At 69.1% G+C, this 16,680-nt stretch carries 14 protein-coding genes; 9 read left to right on the top strand and 5 right to left on the bottom strand.

All coding sequences use genetic code 11. The features are described 5' to 3' along the window. Nucleotides 1–24: 24 nt before the first annotated feature. From BLU95_RS00410 to rhaI, 3 genes are all read right to left on the bottom strand, one after another. A complete protein-coding gene (locus BLU95_RS00410; RefSeq protein WP_093864543.1) occupies nt 25–1,509 on the bottom strand; it encodes a rhamnulokinase in 1,485 nt (494 codons plus the stop codon). A 137-nt stretch (nt 1,510–1,646) separates the two neighbouring features. Next, nucleotides 1,647–3,686: a bifunctional aldolase/short-chain dehydrogenase gene (locus tag BLU95_RS00405; protein WP_093858114.1), complete on the bottom strand. Its 2,040-nt coding sequence runs from the start codon at nt 3,684–3,686 to the stop codon at nt 1,647–1,649. A 114-nt stretch (nt 3,687–3,800) separates the two neighbouring features. Next, nucleotides 3,801–4,973, bottom strand: a complete 1,173-nt coding sequence (rhaI, locus tag BLU95_RS00400; protein ID WP_093858113.1) for an L-rhamnose isomerase — start codon at nt 4,971–4,973, stop codon at nt 3,801–3,803. Between the two features lie 499 nt (nt 4,974–5,472). Here rhaI and BLU95_RS00395 point away from each other — a divergent pair, with 499 nt between their 5' ends. From BLU95_RS00395 to BLU95_RS00370, 6 genes are all read left to right on the top strand, one after another. Then, entirely contained in the window at nt 5,473–6,993 is a 1,521-nt protein-coding gene (locus tag BLU95_RS00395; RefSeq protein WP_093858112.1) for a sugar ABC transporter ATP-binding protein, read from the top strand. Further along, nucleotides 6,990–8,075: an ABC transporter permease gene (locus tag BLU95_RS00390; RefSeq protein WP_093858111.1), complete on the top strand. Its 1,086-nt coding sequence runs from the start codon at nt 6,990–6,992 to the stop codon at nt 8,073–8,075. Before BLU95_RS00395 ends, BLU95_RS00390 begins: the two co-directional genes overlap by 4 nt. After that, the gene (locus BLU95_RS00385) at nt 8,068–9,111 is read left to right on the top strand and encodes an ABC transporter permease (RefSeq protein WP_093858110.1); all 1,044 of its coding nucleotides are present in this window, start codon (nt 8,068–8,070) and stop codon (nt 9,109–9,111) included. The genes BLU95_RS00390 and BLU95_RS00385 overlap by 8 nt, the downstream gene beginning before the upstream one ends. A 49-nt stretch (nt 9,112–9,160) precedes the next feature. Next, entirely contained in the window at nt 9,161–10,255 is a 1,095-nt protein-coding gene (rhaS, locus tag BLU95_RS00380; RefSeq protein WP_093858109.1) for a rhamnose ABC transporter substrate-binding protein, read from the top strand. A 59-nt stretch (nt 10,256–10,314) separates the two neighbouring features. Beyond that, nucleotides 10,315–10,635, top strand: coding sequence for an L-rhamnose mutarotase (locus BLU95_RS00375; RefSeq protein ID WP_093858108.1), 321 nt, complete (start codon nt 10,315–10,317; stop codon nt 10,633–10,635). Nucleotides 10,636–10,706: 71 nt separating this feature from the next. Continuing rightward, nucleotides 10,707–11,723, top strand: coding sequence for a LacI family DNA-binding transcriptional regulator (locus BLU95_RS00370; RefSeq protein WP_093858107.1), 1,017 nt, complete (start codon nt 10,707–10,709; stop codon nt 11,721–11,723). Nucleotides 11,724–11,822: 99 nt separating this feature from the next. Here BLU95_RS00370 and BLU95_RS00365 read toward each other — a convergent pair whose 3' ends face one another. After that, nucleotides 11,823–12,761: a helix-turn-helix domain-containing protein gene (locus BLU95_RS00365; RefSeq protein WP_093858106.1), complete on the bottom strand. Its 939-nt coding sequence runs from the start codon at nt 12,759–12,761 to the stop codon at nt 11,823–11,825. Nucleotides 12,762–12,910: 149 nt separating this feature from the next. Between BLU95_RS00365 and BLU95_RS00360 the strand changes: the two genes are divergently transcribed. After that, entirely contained in the window at nt 12,911–13,669 is a 759-nt protein-coding gene (locus BLU95_RS00360; RefSeq protein ID WP_093858105.1) for an SDR family oxidoreductase, read from the top strand. Between the two features lie 504 nt (nt 13,670–14,173). Here the strand turns inward: BLU95_RS00360 and BLU95_RS43175 are convergent. Then, a complete protein-coding gene (locus BLU95_RS43175; protein WP_197698691.1) occupies nt 14,174–14,365 on the bottom strand; it encodes a hypothetical protein in 192 nt (63 codons plus the stop codon). A gap of 1,182 nt (nt 14,366–15,547) precedes the next feature. Here BLU95_RS43175 and BLU95_RS00350 point away from each other — a divergent pair. Both BLU95_RS00350 and BLU95_RS00345 read left to right on the top strand, forming a co-directional pair. Next, nucleotides 15,548–15,745: a hypothetical protein gene (locus BLU95_RS00350; protein WP_159424656.1), complete on the top strand. Its 198-nt coding sequence runs from the start codon at nt 15,548–15,550 to the stop codon at nt 15,743–15,745. A 410-nt stretch (nt 15,746–16,155) separates the two neighbouring features. After that, entirely contained in the window at nt 16,156–16,554 is a 399-nt protein-coding gene (locus BLU95_RS00345) for a hypothetical protein (protein WP_093858102.1), read from the top strand. Nucleotides 16,555–16,680: the final 126 nt, after the last annotated feature.

Raw genomic sequence — 16,680 nt, 5'->3', positions numbered from 1 at the left:
TCGTGGTCGGATGCTGACGGCGGGTCAGGACAGTCGCTCTTCGAGGCTGTCCCAGATCCGCTGATCGCCCTGCGGACGGTAGCGGCGGAGCGGCTGGGTGTCGGCGACCAGGCGCCGCATGGAGACCAGGTCACCGAGCAGGCCGTGCGCGCGGGCCTGGACCAGGACATTACCGAGCGCGGTGGCCTCGGCGGGCCCGGCGACCACGGGCAGACCGGTGGCATCGGCGGTGAACTGACACAGCAGTTCGTTACGGCTGCCACCACCGACCATGTGGACGTGGGTGATGTCCTGACCGGCGAGCTCGGCGGCGGCGCGAAGGGTCCGACGGTGGGCCAGCGCCAGACTCTCGAGGATGCAGCGTACGGTCGCCCCCTGGCTCGCCGGGGGACGCTGGCCGGTGCGGACGCAGTACCGGGCGATGGCATCGGGCATGTCTTCGGGGGCGAGGAAGTCAGGCGCATCCGGGTCGATGACCGCCGCGAAGGGCTCGGCCCCGGCGGCTTCTGCGAGCAGCGGCACCAGCGCCGACGGCATCCGGCGCATGGTCCAGCTGCGTCGGCATTCCTCCAGCAGCCACATGCCCATGATGTTGCGCAGGTAGCGGACGGTGCCGTCGATGCCGCGCTCGTTGGTGAAGTTGGCGGCTCGGGAGGCGTCGGTGAGGACCGGCTTGTCGAGTTCGAGTCCCGCCAGGGACCAGGTGCCGCAGGAGATGTATGCGGAGTTGGGCTCGGTGGCCGGGACGGCGACGATGGCAGAGGCGGTGTCGTGGGAGGCGACGGCGACCACCGGGGTGGCAGCGGGCAGGCCGGTGGCAGTGGCGACGTGCGGCAGGAGGGTGCCGATGATGCTGCCGGGTTCGCGGACCGGCGGCAGGAGGCTCTCGTCGATGCCGGCCAGCCGGGCGAGGTCGGGGGACCAGGTGCCGGTGATGGCGTCCAGCAGGCCGGTGGTGGAGGCGTTGGTGGCTTCGGCGCCGGTGTTGCCGGTGAGCCAGTAGGCGAGCAGGTCAGGGACGAGCAGGAGGGTGCGAGCGGCGTCCAGCAGCGCGGTTCCGCGGGCGGCGGCGAGTTGGAAGACCGTGTTGAACGGCAGGTGCTGCAGGCCGGTGGTCTGGTAGAGGTGGGAGGCTCCGGCTCGGTCGCGGACCTGGTCGGCGATATGGAGGGTACGGGGGTCGCGGTAGTGGTGGGGCAGGCCCAGGAGGGCTCCGTCGGCGTCGAGGAAGCCGTAGTCGACGGCCCAGCTGTCGATGCCGACGGAGGCGAGGGGGCCGCTTTGGTGGGCTGCGCGCAGACCGGTCAGGATGCCGGTGTAGAGGGCGGGGAGGTCCCAGTGCAGGCCGGTGGGAAGCCGCAGGGGGGTGTTGTCGAAGCGGTTGGCTTCGACGAGTTCGAGCGTGCTGCGGCCGACGTGGCCGACGATCACCCGGCCGCTGGTGGCTCCGAGGTCCGCTGCGGCGAAGGCGGCGGTCGGGGTGGGGGTGCGGGGCTGTTCACGGCGGATGATCCTCGAAGGCGCGGGGGCTGGGGTGGGTGGCGCGGCCGCGGTTGGCAGTCCGCGGCCGCGCCGGCGCTCCGGTTGCGGCCCGTGCGGGTTGCGTATGACGGACGCTCGCCGCAGGGGCCCGGAGCTGCTCGGTGTCAGCGCAGGAACGCTGTGGCGACTCCTGCGTCGACGGGGATGTGCAGGCCGGTGGTGTGGGTGAGGTCGCCGCCGGTGAGGGCGAAGACGGCGTTGGCGACGTGCTCGGGCAGGACCTCGCGCTTGAGGAGGGTGCGCTGGGCGTAGAACTCGCCGAGCTTGTCCTCCTCGATCCCGTAGGTGGCGGCCCGCTGGGCGCCCCACCCTCCGGCGAAGATGCCGGAACCGCGGACCACGCCGTCGGGGTTGACGCCGTTGACGCGGATGCCGTGCTCGCCGAGTTCGGCGGCCAGCAACCGCACCTGGTGGGCCTGGTCGGCCTTGGTGGCGGAGTAGGCGATGTTGTTCGGGCCCGCGAAGACGGCGTTCTTGGAGGCGATGTAGACGATGTCGCCGCCCAGGTGCTGCTGCATCATGATGCGGGCGGCCTCGCGGGAGACGAGGAAGGAACCGCGGGCCATGATGTCGTGCTGCAGGTCCCAGTCCTTGGCGGTGGTCTCCAGGAGCGGCTTGGAGATGGAGATGCCCGCGTTGTTGACGACCAGGTCGACGCCGCCGAAGGCGAGGGCCGCAGCCTTGAAGCCTTCGGCGATCTGCTCCTCGCTGGTGACGTCGACACTCACGGCGATGGCCTTGTCGGGGCCGCCGAGATCGTCGGCCACGGCCCGGGCGTTGTCGGCGTTGATGTCCGCGATCACCACGCAGGCGCCTTCGGCGGACAGCCGCTCGGCGATGGCCCGGCCGATGCCGGAGCCGGCGCCGGTGACGAGGGCGACACGCGATGCGAGGGGCTTGGCCTTGGGCATCCGCTGCAGCTTCGCCTCCTCCAGCGCCCAGTACTCGATGGCGAACTTCTCGCTCTCCTCGATCGGGGCGTAGGTGGACAGCGCCTCGGCGCCGCGCATCACGTTGATCGCGTTGAGGTAGAACTCGCCGGCGACTCGAGCGGTCTGCTTGTCCTTGCCGAAGGAGAACATGCCCACGCCTGGAACCAGGACGATCGCCGGGTCGGCACCCCGGATCGCGGGGGAGTCACCGGTTGCGTACCGGTCGTAGTAGTCCCGGTAGTCGGCGCGGTAGGCGGCGTGGAGTTCGGCGAGGCGGGCTTCGACGTTCTCGAGGGAGGCGTCGGAGGGCAGGTCGAGGACCAGCGGGCGGACCTTGGTGCGCAGGAAGTGGTCGGGGCAGGAAGTGCCGAGCGCGGCCAGCCGTGGGTGCTCGGCACGGGAGAGGAACTCCAGGACCGGAGCGGCGTCGGTGAAGTGGCCGACCTGCGGCACGTCGGTGGAGGCCAGGCCGCGGATGACGGGGGCCAGGGCGGCGGCGCGCTCGCGGCGCTCGGCCTCGGGCAGCGCCCGGTAGCCCTCGATCTCGGCCCCGAACGGCTCGGGGCGGCCGCGTTCGGCGATGAACGCCTCGGCGGTGCGGATGATGTGCAGGGAGTTGGCTTCGCACTCCTGGCTGGTGTCGCCCCAGGCGGTGATCCCGTGGCCGCCGAGGATGCAGCCGATCGCCAGAGGGTTGGCTTCCTTGATCGCCGCGATGTCCAGGCCGAGCTGGAAGCCGGGCCGGCGCCACGGCACCCACACGACGCTGTCGCCGAAACACTCGGCGGTGAGCTTCTCGCCGTCGGCGGCGGTGGCCAGCGCGATGCCGGAGTCGGGGTGCAGGTGGTCCACGTGCTCGGCGTCGACGAGGCCGTGCATCGCGGTGTCGATGGAGGGAGCCGCGCCGCCGCGCCCGAACAGGCAGAAGTCGAAGGCGGCGACCATCTCGTCCTCGCGCTCGACACCGGGGTAGACCCCGGCCAGGGCGCGCAGGCGGTCCAGGCGCAGGGCGGCCAGGCCGGAGGCAGTGAGGGTGCCCAGATCACCGCCGGACCCCTTGACCCAGACCAGATCCACGTCCTCCCCGGTGGCCGGGTCGGTGTCGACGCCCTTGGCGGAGGTGTTCCCGCCGGCGTAGTTGGTGTTGCGCGGGTCCGAGCCGAGCCGGTTGGAACGGGCCAGGAGTTCTGCGACTTCGAGGTGCAGGGCCATGATGGAAGGGTCTTCCTTGTCGGTCCGAGGGTGGCGGCGATGGGGCACGGGCCGGCCGGGGGAGGGGGGTGCGCCGGAGCCGGCCGGCCCGTGGTATCGGGGGAGGGGCCGGGCTCAGGCGCCCCAGCCGGCCTGCTCGCCGCCGACCCGCTCGGCGACGATCTTGGAAGCCCAGCCGGAGGCCCGGTAGGCGGCCAGGGGGTCCGGGGCGAGTCCGGCCTCGGCGCGGACCTCGGCGAGCAAGGGCCGCACGTCGGTGGCGAAGGCGTCCATCAGGACGGCGTTCGCTCCCAGCACGTCGCCGCTGGCCTGCGCGGCGGCGAGCGCCTCGCCGTCGACCAGGAGGGCCTTCGCCGTGGCCTCCTGGACGTTCATCACCGAGCGGATGACCGCGGGGATCTTCTCCTCGATGTTGTGGCACTGGTCGAGCATGAACGCGACGCCGCTCTCCGGGGCCAAGCCGTTGTTGGCGGTGACCTCCCGCAGGATGCGGAACAGCTGGAACGGGTCGGCGGCACCGGCCATCAGGTCGTCGTCCGCGTAGAAGCGCGAGTTGAAGTCGAACCCGCCGAGCTTCCCCTCGCGCAGCAGGAACGCCACGATGAACTCGATGTTGGTGCCCGGTGCGTGGTGCCCGGTGTCGACGACGACCGTGGCCTTGGGCCCCAGGCGCAGGCAGTGCGCGTAGGCGGTGCCCCAGTCCGGCACGTCCATCGTGTAGAAGGCCGGCTCGAACAGCTTGTACTCCAGCAGGATCCGCTGGTCGTCGCCGAGGCGCTCGTACACCTCCGACAGGGCGTCGGCCAGGCGCTGCTGGCGCCCGGTGATGTCGTCCTGGCCGGGATAGTTCGTTCCGTCGGAGAACCACAGCTTCAGGTCCCTGGAACCGGTGGCGTCCATGATGTCGACGCACTCCAGCAGGTGCTCCACCGCCTTGCGCCGAACCCGCGGGTCCGGATTGGTGACCGAGCCGAGCTTGTAGTCGTCGTCCTGGAAGACGTTCGCGTTGATCGCGCCGATCTGCAGCCCGTGGTCGTGGGCGAAGGCGGTGAGCTTGCCGTAGTCGTCGACACGGTCCCAGGGGATGTGCAGGGACACCTTGGGGGCCACGCCGGTGACGGCGTGCACCTGGGCGGCGTCGGCCAGCTTCTCGAACGGGTCGCGCGGCACTCCCGCCTGCGCGAACACCTTGAACCGGGTGCCCGAGTTCCCGTAGCCCCACGAGGGGGTCTCGATCACCTGGGACGTCAGGGCCGCCTTTATAGCCGCGGCAGCGCGGTCAGCCATCTCTACCTCTGATCTACGAGGCCCGGCCGGTTCGCGAGGAGTGCCACCGGCTGAGTGAATCGTTTCATCGTGGCGCCGAACTTAACTAGGCCGCAACATCAAGTCAAGGGCAAGTAGTGAGATGAATCAATTCATTCGGGCAGGTGCTGGACCGGTCGGGCGGACACCTCTCCGCTGCGGAGGGCGACCGGTCGCGGCGGCATGCGAAGGGGGGTCGATGCCCCCCGCCCCCGCCGGCGGAGGCGGAAGGCGGGGGAGCGGTCGGTGGGTGCGGGTGGCGCCCTGGGGGAGCCTGTTATTGAATCGTGTCAACTGGGTGTTCGGATGCAACCGTCCCGCTCGGGGCGGCCAATACTCCCGAGTATCCCTGCGCCGGGCCGGAACCTGCGGAAACCTGGCCCCACCAACCTCTTGACGCTCGATCGCCGACGCGACTAACTTCCCGGCAACTGGGTTGAAACATTTCACTTCAGCTCGCAGAGTCATTGGAGAGAGCCCCATGACGCACTCTGAACCGGAGACCCCTCCGGTCCTCGCGCTCCAGGGGGTGAGCAAGTCCTTTGGCGCCGTCCGCGCCCTGCGCGATGTCTCCCTGCGCCTGTACGCAGGAGAGGCCCACGCCCTCGCGGGCGAGAACGGCGCCGGCAAGTCCACCCTGATCAAGACCCTCGCCGGAGTGCACCGGCCCGATACGGGCACCGTGCTGCTGGACGGCAGCCCCGTGGAGTTCCATGGCCCCGGCGACGCCCGCGACGCCGGCGTGGCCGTCATCTACCAGGAGCCCACCCTATTCCCCGACCTGTCGGTCGCGGAGAACATCTTCGTGGGCCGCCAGCCGCGCCGCTCCCTCGGCCGAGTCGACCACAAGGCCGTCATGCAGGCCGCCGCGGCCCTCTTCCGCCGCCTGGGCGTGGATCTCGACCCCGCCCAGCCCGCCCGAGGCCTGTCCATCGCCGACCAGCAGCTCGTCGAGATCGCCAAGGCGCTCTCCTTCGACGCCCGGGTCCTGATCATGGACGAGCCGACCGCAGCCCTTACCGGCAGCGAGGTCGAGCGGCTGTTCGGCGTCGTGAAGGCGCTGCGCGAGCAGGGCGCCGCCGTCCTGTTCATCTCGCACCGGCTCGAGGAGATCTTCGCCCTCTGCCAGCGCGTCACCACCCTCCGCGACGGCGGATGGATCGCCAGCGAGCTGCTCGCCGGCCTCACCGAGGGTGACCTCGTGCGCCGCATGGTCGGCCGCGACCTGAGCGAGCTCTACCCGAAGCAGACCGCTGAGATCGGCGAGGTCGCCCTCAGCGTCCGGCGCCTGACCCGCGAAGGCGTCTTCACCGATGTCTCCTTCGAGGTCCGCCGTGGCGAGATCGTCGGCCTCGCCGGCCTTGTCGGAGCCGGACGCAGCGAGGTCGCCCGCGCAATCTTCGGCGTCGACAAGTGGGACGGCGGACGCGTGCACCTCGACGGCCGCCCATTGCGCCCCGGCGCCCCGAGCACCGCGATGGCCGCAGGCCTGGCCCTGGTCCCCGAGGACCGCCGTGCCCAAGGCCTGGTGATGGAGATGTCCATCGAGCGCAACGTCAACCTCACCGGCTTCGACTCCACCTCCCGCGCCGGACTGATGAACCGCAGTGCCGAACGCGACCGCGCCCTGGACTGGGCCACGAAGCTGCAGGTGAAGTACTCCAGACTCGCCAACGTCGTGGGCACCCTCTCCGGCGGTAACCAGCAAAAGGTCGTCCTCGCCAAGTGGCTTGCGACCAACCCCAAGGTCCTGATCGTCGACGAACCCACCCGCGGCATCGACGTCGGCACCAAGGCCGAGGTCCACCGCCTGCTCTCCGAACTGGCCACCCAAGGACTCGCCGTCCTCATGATCTCGTCGGACCTGCCGGAGATCCTCGGCATGGCCGACCGCGTACTCGTCATGCACGAAGGCCGGCTCACCGCCGACATCCCCCGCCGCGAGGCAACCGAGGAGACCGTGATGGCCGCAGCCACCGGACGCGTAAGGAGAGCGGCATGATCTCGACCGCCGATCCGGTGAAGGCGGCCGACCCGGTGCCCCCGCCCCCCACCCGAAGCGTGCTGGACACTCTCTTCAAGATCCGAGAACTGGCCATCGCCGCAGTCCTCGTCCTCATGCTCCTGGGCACCCAGCTGTCCAACAGCGCGTTCCTGTCCGCGCAGGGCATTAAGGACCTGCTGCTCAACGCCACAATCCTCGTGCTCGTCGCCGTCGGCCAGGCAGCCGTGGTCATCACCCGCAACGTCGACCTGTCCGTCGGCTCGGTCCTCGGCATCTGTGCCTTCGCCTCCGGCATCTACCTCCAGGACGGCGGGAACCCGGTCGTCGCCGTCCTGCTGGCCGTCGCCCTCGGAGTCCTCTTCGGAGCCCTCAACGGCCTGCTCGTCAGCGTCGGCCAAGTCCCCGCCCTGGTCGTCACACTCGGCACCCTGTACATCATCCGCGGCATCGACTCGATCTGGGTCGGCTCCCGGCAGATCACCGCCAGCGACCTTCCCGCAGGCTTCATCTCCTTCGGTCACGACGGCATCTGGGTCATCCCCTACCTCGCCATCCTCACCACCGCAGTCCTGGTCGCCGCCGCTTACTACCTGCGCAGCTACCGCAGCGGCCGGGATCTCTACGCGCTCGGCTCCAGCCCCGAGGCCGCCCGCCTGGCCGGAGTCCCCGTCCGCAAGCGCACCCTCACCGCCTACGTCCTGTGCGGCGCCCTGTCGGGACTCGCCGGCTCGCTCTACCTCGCCCGATTCGGCAACGTCGACTCCAGCACCGGCAGCGGCTACGAACTCATCGTCGTCAGCGCCGTCGTGGTCGGTGGCGTCGCCTTCACCGGCGGATCCGGAACCGTCTACGGAGCCGCCATCGGTGCACTCCTGCTGACCTCCATCAACAGCGTGCTGCCGTCCCTGGGCGTCAGCTCCGTCTGGGTCCAGGCCATCGACGGCGTCCTGCTGCTCCTGGCCATCGCGGTCGACCGCGTCATGGCGCTGCGTGTGGCCGACGTGCTGCGAAAGCGCGCGGCACAGCAGCGGACGGCCCACACCGAGGACCTCCCAACGAGGAGCACCCACCGTGCCTGACACCACCAAGAAGACCGCGGCTCGCGCGGCCACCGGCAGCCCCCTCGCAGGAACCGTCCGCTGGGACACCGCCGTCGGCGCGCTCCTCGTCCTGTTGCTGCTGCTCTCCTTCTCCTTCGTCGACAACTTCAGCAACCCGCTGAACCTGTCCTTCCTGATCGGCAACACCCTGCCGATCGCCCTCCTCGCACTCCCCATGACGATGCTCGTCGTCTCCGGCGAGATCGACCTGTCCGTCGGATCGACCGCAGGCCTGTCCGGCGCGGTGATGGGTGTCCTGTGGAACAACGGGATGGCCATCGAGATGATCATTCCGATCTGCCTGTTGCTGGGCACAGCCTGCGGCCTGGTCAACGGCCTGCTCGTCACCCGCCTCGGTCTGCCCTCGCTGGCCGTCACCATCGGCACGCTCGCCGCGTACCGGGGCATCGCCCAGATCGTCCTCGGCGCGAACTCCGTCACCGATTTCCCCCAGCAGTACCTGGACTTCGGGTCCGGCCAGATCGGCGACACCTTCCTGCCCTACGCGGTCATCCCGTGGGCCGTCCTCGCCGTCGCGGCCGTCGTCCTGCTGCACGCCACCCGCTTCGGCCGTTCCCTCTTCGCGGTCGGAGCTTCCGAGGAGGCCGCCCGGTTCGCCGGAATCCGGGTCAAGCGGATGCGTCTGTCGATGTTCGTCGCGACCGGTGCCATCTCCGCGCTGACCGGTGTTTTCTGGGCCCTGCACTACGCCAGTGCCCGCTACGACAACGCCACCGGCCTCGAGCTGTCGGTGATCGCGGGCGTCCTTCTCGGAGGCATCGACTTCGACGGAGGCAAGGGCACCCTCGGCGGCGCGCTGGCCGGCGTTTTCCTCCTCGGGACGCTGCAGAACGTCATGAGCCTCGTCAACGTCTCGGCACAGTCCCAGATCGTCGTCACCGGAGTCCTGCTGGTGATCTCCGTCCTCGCCCCGCGCATCGGACGGCAGGTCGCCCAGGCACGCGCCCGGCGCAAAGCCGCCGATGCACCGCCCCCCAAACTCGTCACTTCCTGAGCACCCCCGCCACCACCTGCCACCCCCGCCACCACCTGAAGGAAGCACGATGTCTCACTCCCGCCTCATCTCCCGTAAGAGTGCTGCCGCCGCCACTGCCGTCGTCCTCGTCCTGACCGCCGCCGCCTGCGGAAGCGGCACGACCAAGGGCTCCTCCGGTGCCTCTGGCGCCGGCGGCGCGGGCAACAGCACCGCCTCGGCCAACCCCGACGCGGAGACCAAGAAGGGTCTCACCGTCGCTTTCCTGCCCAAGCAGGTCAACAACCCGTACTTCACCTCCGCCGACAACGGAGGCAAGGAAGCGGTCGAGGGCGCGGGAAGCAAGTACAAGGAGGTCGGTCCCACCAGCGGCACCGACACCGCCGGCCAGGTCTCCTACGTCAACACCCTCACCCAGCAGAAGGTCGACGCGATCGCGGTCTCCGCCCAGGACCCGGGTGCCCTGTGCACCTCGCTCAACCAGGCCCGCAAGGGCGGCATCAAGGTCGTCACCTACGACTCGGACACCAATGAGTCCTGCCGCGACGTGTTCGTCTCCCAGGCCAGCGCCGAGGACCTCGGCCGTACCGAGGTGCAGCTGCTCGCCAAGCAGATCGGCAACAAGGGAAAGATCGCGATCCTTTCCGCAGCACAGACGGCCACCAACCAGAACACGTGGATCGACTTCATGAAGGACGAGCTGAAGAAGCCGGAGTACAAGGACATCGAGCTCGTGAAGGTCGCCTACGGCAACGACGACGCCCAGCAGTCCTTCCAGCAGACTCAGGGCCTGCTGCAGCAGTACCCGGATCTCCAGGGCATCATCTCGCCCACCACGGTCGGCATCAAGGCCGCCGCCCAGTACCTGAGCGGCTCCCAGTACAAGGGCAAGGTCGCGCTGACCGGCCTCGGCATCCCGAGCGACATGCGCTCCTACGTCAAGGACGGCACCGTCCAGGCATTCGAGCTGTGGGACCCGGCCAAGCTGGGCGCGCTGGCCGGCTACACCTCCATCGCCCTGGCCTCCGGCCAGATCACCGGCGCCTCCGGCCAGAGCTTCACCGCCGGGTCGATGGGCACCTTCACCGTCGGCGACAAGGGCGTGATCTCGCTCGGCAAGCCCACCGTCTTCGACCAGTCGAACATCGACCAGTTCAACTTCTGATCCCATCGAGCAGGCCCGCCGCCCCCTCGGGCGGCGGGCCACCCACATGTGAGGACACCGTGCAACGCATCTGCTTCCTCCTGAAGGTCAGACAAGAATGTCTTGAGGAGTACCGGAGCCGACACGCAGCGGTATGGCCGGAAATGCTCCAGGCCCTCACCGCTGCCGGCTGGCGCAACTACTCGCTCTTCCTCCGTGATGACGGCACTCTTGTGGGCTACCTGGAGAGCGACGACTTCGACGCCGCGCGAGCGGCCATGGACGCCACCGACGTCAATGCCCGATGGCAGGAGCAGATGGCCGGCTTCTTCGAGGACACGCGAGGCGGCGCGCCCGATGCTGCGATCGCACCCCTGGCCGAGGTCTTCCATCTCGCCTGACATGTTCGAATAACCATAGGATGACCTGCTGTCGCCCGGAGCGGGACAGGCAGCAGGCGGGAAGAGTCCAGGTGGGACGTATGGTGGGGATCAAGGACGTGGCCACGGCGGCCGGCGTGTCCGTGGGTACCGTTTCCAACGTCATCAACAGACCGGACCTCGTGTCCGAGGAAACGCGGCTGCGAGTGCAGGGCGTCATCGCCCGCCTGGGTTACGTTCGCAGCGAGTCCGCACGCCAGCTCCGGGCCGGCCAGAGCCGCATCATGGCCCTGCTCGTTCTGGACATGGGCAACCCGTTCTTCGTCGACCTCGCTCGCGGAGCCGAACGCGCCGCGCGCCGAGCCGGCCTCCGGGTCATCGTCTGCAACAGCAGCCAGAGCACCGACGACGAAGCCGCATACATGGAGCTCTTCGCCGAACAACGCGTTCGCGGGGTCCTGGTCACCCCGGCCGACGCCACCGGCGCCTCTGTCGACCTCCTCACACGCAGCAACATTCCGTTCGTCCTGGTGGACCGAACCGTGCCGGGTGCGGACGCCTGTTCGGTGGCCGTCGACGACGTCGAAGGCGGCACTATCGCTGTGGCCCACCTCCTGGGAGCAGGGCACACAGCCATTGCCTACGTAGGCGGCCGACACCCGCTCCAGCAGGTACGTGACCGCCGTGCCGGAGCCCTGCAGGCCCTCGCCGCAGCGGGTCTGGGACCCGAGGCACTGACAGACCTGGCAGTGGACAACCTGGACACCGCCTCCGGCAGAGACGCGGGCTCGCGCCTGATCGGCCTTGTCCCCCGACCGACCGCAGTGTTCTGTGCCAACGACCTCCTGGCACTCGGCGTCCTGCAGTCCGTCTACGCCGCAGGACTCCACGTGCCGCGAGACCTCGCCATCGTCGGCTACGACGACATCGAGTTCGCCGCAGCAGCGGCCGTCCCGCTGACCTCTGTGCGCCAACCCGCCACCGACATGGGCCGCACCGCCGCCGAACTACTCCTCGACGAGACAGGCAAGCGCTCCGACCGCCACGAGCACCGCCAAGTGGTCTTCAGGCCGGAGCTTGTCGTACGACGCTCCACCCTCACCCTCTGACGTCCTGACGCCCCTCGAACCGGGGACAGGAAGCAGCGACCTAATTCCCGCCGTCCCGAGCGGCATGTCACCCGAGCGGGGAGCGCTTGCGCGCCGACCCTACCCGGCCCAGTCCCGTATGCCCTCCTCCTGCTGGCCATACTGCCGACCGTACCCCGCGGGCCTGGCGTCACGCTGAACGCGCAGTGCACGAGGGCTTTGGCCGGTGTGCGTCTGCATGGTGCGCGTGAGGTGACTCTGGTCGGCGAAGCCGCACTGCTGAGCCACGAGCGCAGCCGGCAGGTCGGTGTTCAGCAGGGCCTCACGGGCCCGCTCCAAGCGCAGTCGGATGAGGTACTGGTGCGGCGCCCAACCGGTGGCTGCGCGGAAGGACCGGGCGAAGTGCGAGGGGCTCAGTCCCGCGACGGCGGCGAGGTCGTCGAGCGTGAGGCGGGACGAAAGAAAAGCGTTCATGTGATCGATGACCCGGGCGAGTCGCCTGGGTGGCAAGGCACCGCCGTAGGAGGGCGGCGCGCGGTGCTGGCTCCCCGCCGTCCTGATCACATGTGCGGCCAAGGCCTGGACCAGAGACTGCGCATACAACAGGTCGGCAGGATGGGACTGCTCGTACTCGCTGACCAGACGCTCGACGAGCATGGCCAGGAACGGGTCGTTGAGATGGAAACGGGGGATGATCTCCAAAGGCCCCGGAAGATCGCTCTCAGCTGCTAGTTTCTCCAGCCAAGCCGGTTCGAGGGCGACAAGCATCAGCTCCGCATCAGCCTCCCACCGGGGTCGGGAGGCCCAGCCGGCGGGATTCACCAACGACTGTCCGTAGTAGAACCGTTCACGCCGTGCCGCGCCGTCCGCGGACCACCGCAGGCTGTTCGACTTTCCCGCATGGAGGACCACGATGTGCCTCGACGGGCCGACCGGAACCGGACTCCAGTCGCCTGCGCCGGCCGCACGCTCGGTAGCCCGTTCCACCACGGCCTCGTCGAGATGTTCTCCACTGCCACACAGAGTCACGAGGTGCGGCTTGATGAGTGAGGTGGCCATGGGCCGATTGTGAGCCGTCCGGGTGTAGAACGCACGCGCGCCGGTCTCAGCGCTTTTGTTCAAGAGAACGTCTGATTGTGCAAGACGGTCCCGCCTCGGCCCGTGCAGGTTGGTGAGCAACATCCCATCGACACGAGGAGCAACTCATCATGAGCAGCGATCGCAGCCTGGCTGGCAAGGTCGTCCTGGTCGGGGCTGGCGCCAAGAACCTCGGCGGTCTGATCAGCCGCACCGTGGCCGCCGACGGCGCCAAGGTCGTCCTGCACTACCACTCGGACTCCACCGCAGGAGATGCGGACTCCGTGGTCGCGGCCGTCAAGTCGGCGGGTGGTGAAGCCGTGGCCGTGCAGGGCGATCTGTCGAAGGTCGCCGACGTCGAGCGGGTCTTCGCCGTCGCGAAGGAAACCTTCGGTGGGATCGACGTCGCGGTGAACACGGCCGGGATGGTTCTGCGCAAGCCGATCGTGGAGACCACGGAGGCCGAGTACGACCGCATGTCGGACGTCAATGCCAAGGCCGCGTACTTCTTCATCCGAGAAGCCGGCAAACACCTCAACGACAACGGCAGGATCATTACCATCGTGACCTCGCTGCTCGCCGCTTTCACCGATGGCTACTCCACCTACGCCGGCCTCAAGGCCCCCGTCGAGCACTACACCCGGGCCGCGGCCAAGGAGTTCGCCGAGCGCGGCATCTCCGTCAACAACATCGCGCCGGGTCCGATGGACACCCCCTTCTTCTACGGCCAGGAGACCCCGGAACGCGTCCTCTTCCACAAGTCCCAGGCGATGGGCAACAACCTGACCAAGATCGAAGACATCGTCCCGATCGTCACCTTCCTCGCCACCGACGGCTGGTGGATCACCGGCCAGACCCTCTTCGCCAACGGCGGCTACACCACCCGTTGACCCTAGCCAGCAGACCGGCCGGCACCGCCGTCAAGTGCCGGCCGGTCGTCCCGGCCGCTGCCGAAGAACCCCACATAGGCGTTCCCAACACCCCGCTCCGCCCGATCAGCCTCGGTGCCGCCTCCACCCCGCCCCTACACAGCCCGACGGACAGCGGACACAGCCGCCGAGAAAGTCACCGCTCCCGGAGCAACAGGGTGAAGAGCGGACACGAGTACGACCATACGTGTAAACAACCACTTCTCGACGCGAGGCTCCACGCGCCACGCGGGAATGAGAGTCGTCCAGTCGACCCGGCATCATCCCTCACCCGAACACCACGACCCGGGCAGAGGGCGCCAGGACGGAAGGAGACCCATGCCACTCACCATGACACTGCCCAGGGCGGCGACCCTGGGCCTTGCGACCGTATGCTGCTCCGCACTGCTGGCTGCTACCGCGCCTACCGCGCATGCCGCCGGAAGCATCAGGTTCGCTCCGGGAGATCACTCGTTCATCGTGCCCTCAGGTGTCACCCGGATCACCGTGGACGCCTGGTCCGCCGGTGCTGGCGGTGGCGGTGGCGGCGGTGGAAGCGCCGGGGGCGGCGGAGGGGGTGGAGGCGGATCGCTTCTTGCCGACGGAGGGGGCGGCGGAGGGGGCGCAGGAGGCGGCGGCGGGGGCAACGGCGCCGGTTCCGGAGGGGGCGGATCCCATGCCCGCTGCCTTGTGACAGTCGTGCCAGGGCAGACGTTGACCATCCGGGTGGGCAAGGGCGGGGCAGGTGGCGCGGGGGGACGTGGCGGCACTCCCGGTACTGGCGGTCTCGGCGGCACCAATCTCGGAACCTCTGGACTGCCAGGCCTGCAAGGTGGCCGTGGCGCTGACGGCCACAACGGATCCAACGGGACCAACACCTCCCTCAGAAGCAACAACCAGATCCGCGTGATCGCCTTCGGAGGCTTGGCCGACATTCCGCCGGACGATGGCGCCCCGGTCGACAACTACGGATCGGGCGCAGGATATGGCGCCAATGGAGCCAGTCCGGGCTCCGGCAACACCGCCATCGGCTCGCCCGGCCGCGGCGGTGCTCCGTCCGAGGGCGGCTTTGCCTCGACCGGGCCGCTGAACGCAGGAAGGGACACAGGCATGGCCTGCACAGGTGGCTCAACAACCCTGCAGACCAACCGGGGAACCTTCACCGAAGGATCCCGAGGTGCCAACGGCAGTCGTGGAGTCATCGGCTCCGGTGCCGACAGCTTCGGTGGCGGTGAAGGAGGCGACGGCGGTGCAGGCGGGGCAGGTGGCGCTGGAGGCCCCCGCACTCGGCTCCCCGCAGTCAGCGAAGTCCAGGCCCCAGTGGGCACCGCCGACGGCGGCAAGGGCGGCAACGGCGGGAACGGCGGGAACGGCGGGGACGGAGGACGCGGCGGCGGTACCGCGAGTGTCGGCGGCCCGGGAGAAGCTGGCCAAACGTCGAACGCCGCCTCCGCTGGAGCCCCCGGTGAAGCGGGCGGCGACGGATACCTGATCATTCGCTGGTAGGATCCTCGGCCGACTTTCGTGCGCCGAGCGCTCTTCTGCGGTCAGTCCGTCGAACGGAAGTCAGCCCGCCCCACATCACTCGGCCGGAGAGCCCGCCCGACCGGAGGACCTGAGAAGCGGGCCGGCCATTGGGAACTCTCGCACGGCCGTTCCATAATGTCGGCTCTGTACCGGGTACAGGCGTAGCCGGTCGATTCTGCCCCGCTGGTGTCCAAGCCAACTGGCCGCCAGCGGGGAGTCTTCCGTGTCCGCTGGAACTGCTACCGAGCTGCTCCCCGCAGACCACCGATGGGCACTCCTTCTCAAGCAGTCGAGTCGCGGCCGCTCATACAGACACCTGCCTCCGCAGCCGCTGTGACGTCCGGCGCCGACACCGAGTTCGACAAAGCGATCGCGCTGTTCCGCAGGCTTGAGCTGTCGCATATCCGCCGGGCGACGGCCGAGATCATCCCGATTATGAAGGCCCAGCGATGGGATCCCGCCGAGATCGTGCGGGCCCTGCTCGCAGAGGAGGCCGTCGGTCGCGACGCGCCCAACCTCCGCACCCGTTGAACCCGCGTCCCGACTGGCAAGACCTTCCACATCGGGAGCGAAGCATTCTCGATCCCGATCCCTGCGCAGTCCGCGCTGCGGACCCGGGAGTGGGTCAGCCGGCGCGGGAACCTCGGCCTCCTCGGGACCTCGCAGGCGGACATCCAGCGGCGCCCTACGTAGGTGAACCACAGAGAGTTTCTGCCGCAGTGCTGTTGAGGTGTACGAACGCCGCCATGATCCTCTCCCCGAGGGATACCAGCGGCAACTGAAACGGAAGGCGCCACGGGCACGACGGTACGGCTTGTTGTGATCTTGCTGCGAAGCAGGACCCCGCTCGTTTTGGCTATTCACCCGCCCTGCGGCCGTCGCTTGGCGGATCATGTGAATCTGCCGGCGCCAGGATAAGCGGGCTCGAGCGGGGAAGGGGAATGTGCGTGGAAATCATCAGGGGCGTCGGCCTGTGCGGTCTGCCCTGGCCGGAGCTACTGCCGGACCGCCGTCCGGTCCTGGTCGCGCCCGAGCACCCCGACCGTCCGCTTGTCCTCGAGGACGGTTGGACCGACCGCGACACCCTCACAGCCGGCCCGCAACCCGGCTGGTCCGCCGTTCTGGCCGGCATGAGGCTGACCATCAAGCGCCCGGGTGGCGAGAACTGGTTCGACGGCGAGATCGCCGGTACGCGCGAGTGGCGTCGTCGGATCCACAGCCAGCGCACCCTGCTGTTGATCACCGGCCCGTTCGCAGGCGTTTTCGACTTCCACCCGGCAGCCGCAGCCGGACAGCTCTTCCTCCTCACCACGGCAGTCCGCCTCGCGGACGGCCTCTGAGCGCGGCTGGCAGACACGTCAGCAGCCCGCTCTGGTCGGCCCCCGTGCCCGGCCGGGCCGGAAGGGTGACCAGGGGTATTCCGGATCGGGTCGGGCCGATCGGGCACGGCCCTGTTCCGGGACCAC

This window comes from Streptomyces sp. TLI_053, from assembly GCF_900105395.1.
GTDB lineage: Bacteria > Actinomycetota > Actinomycetes > Streptomycetales > Streptomycetaceae > Kitasatospora.
This window is presented reverse-complemented; position numbering and strand designations above follow the sequence as displayed.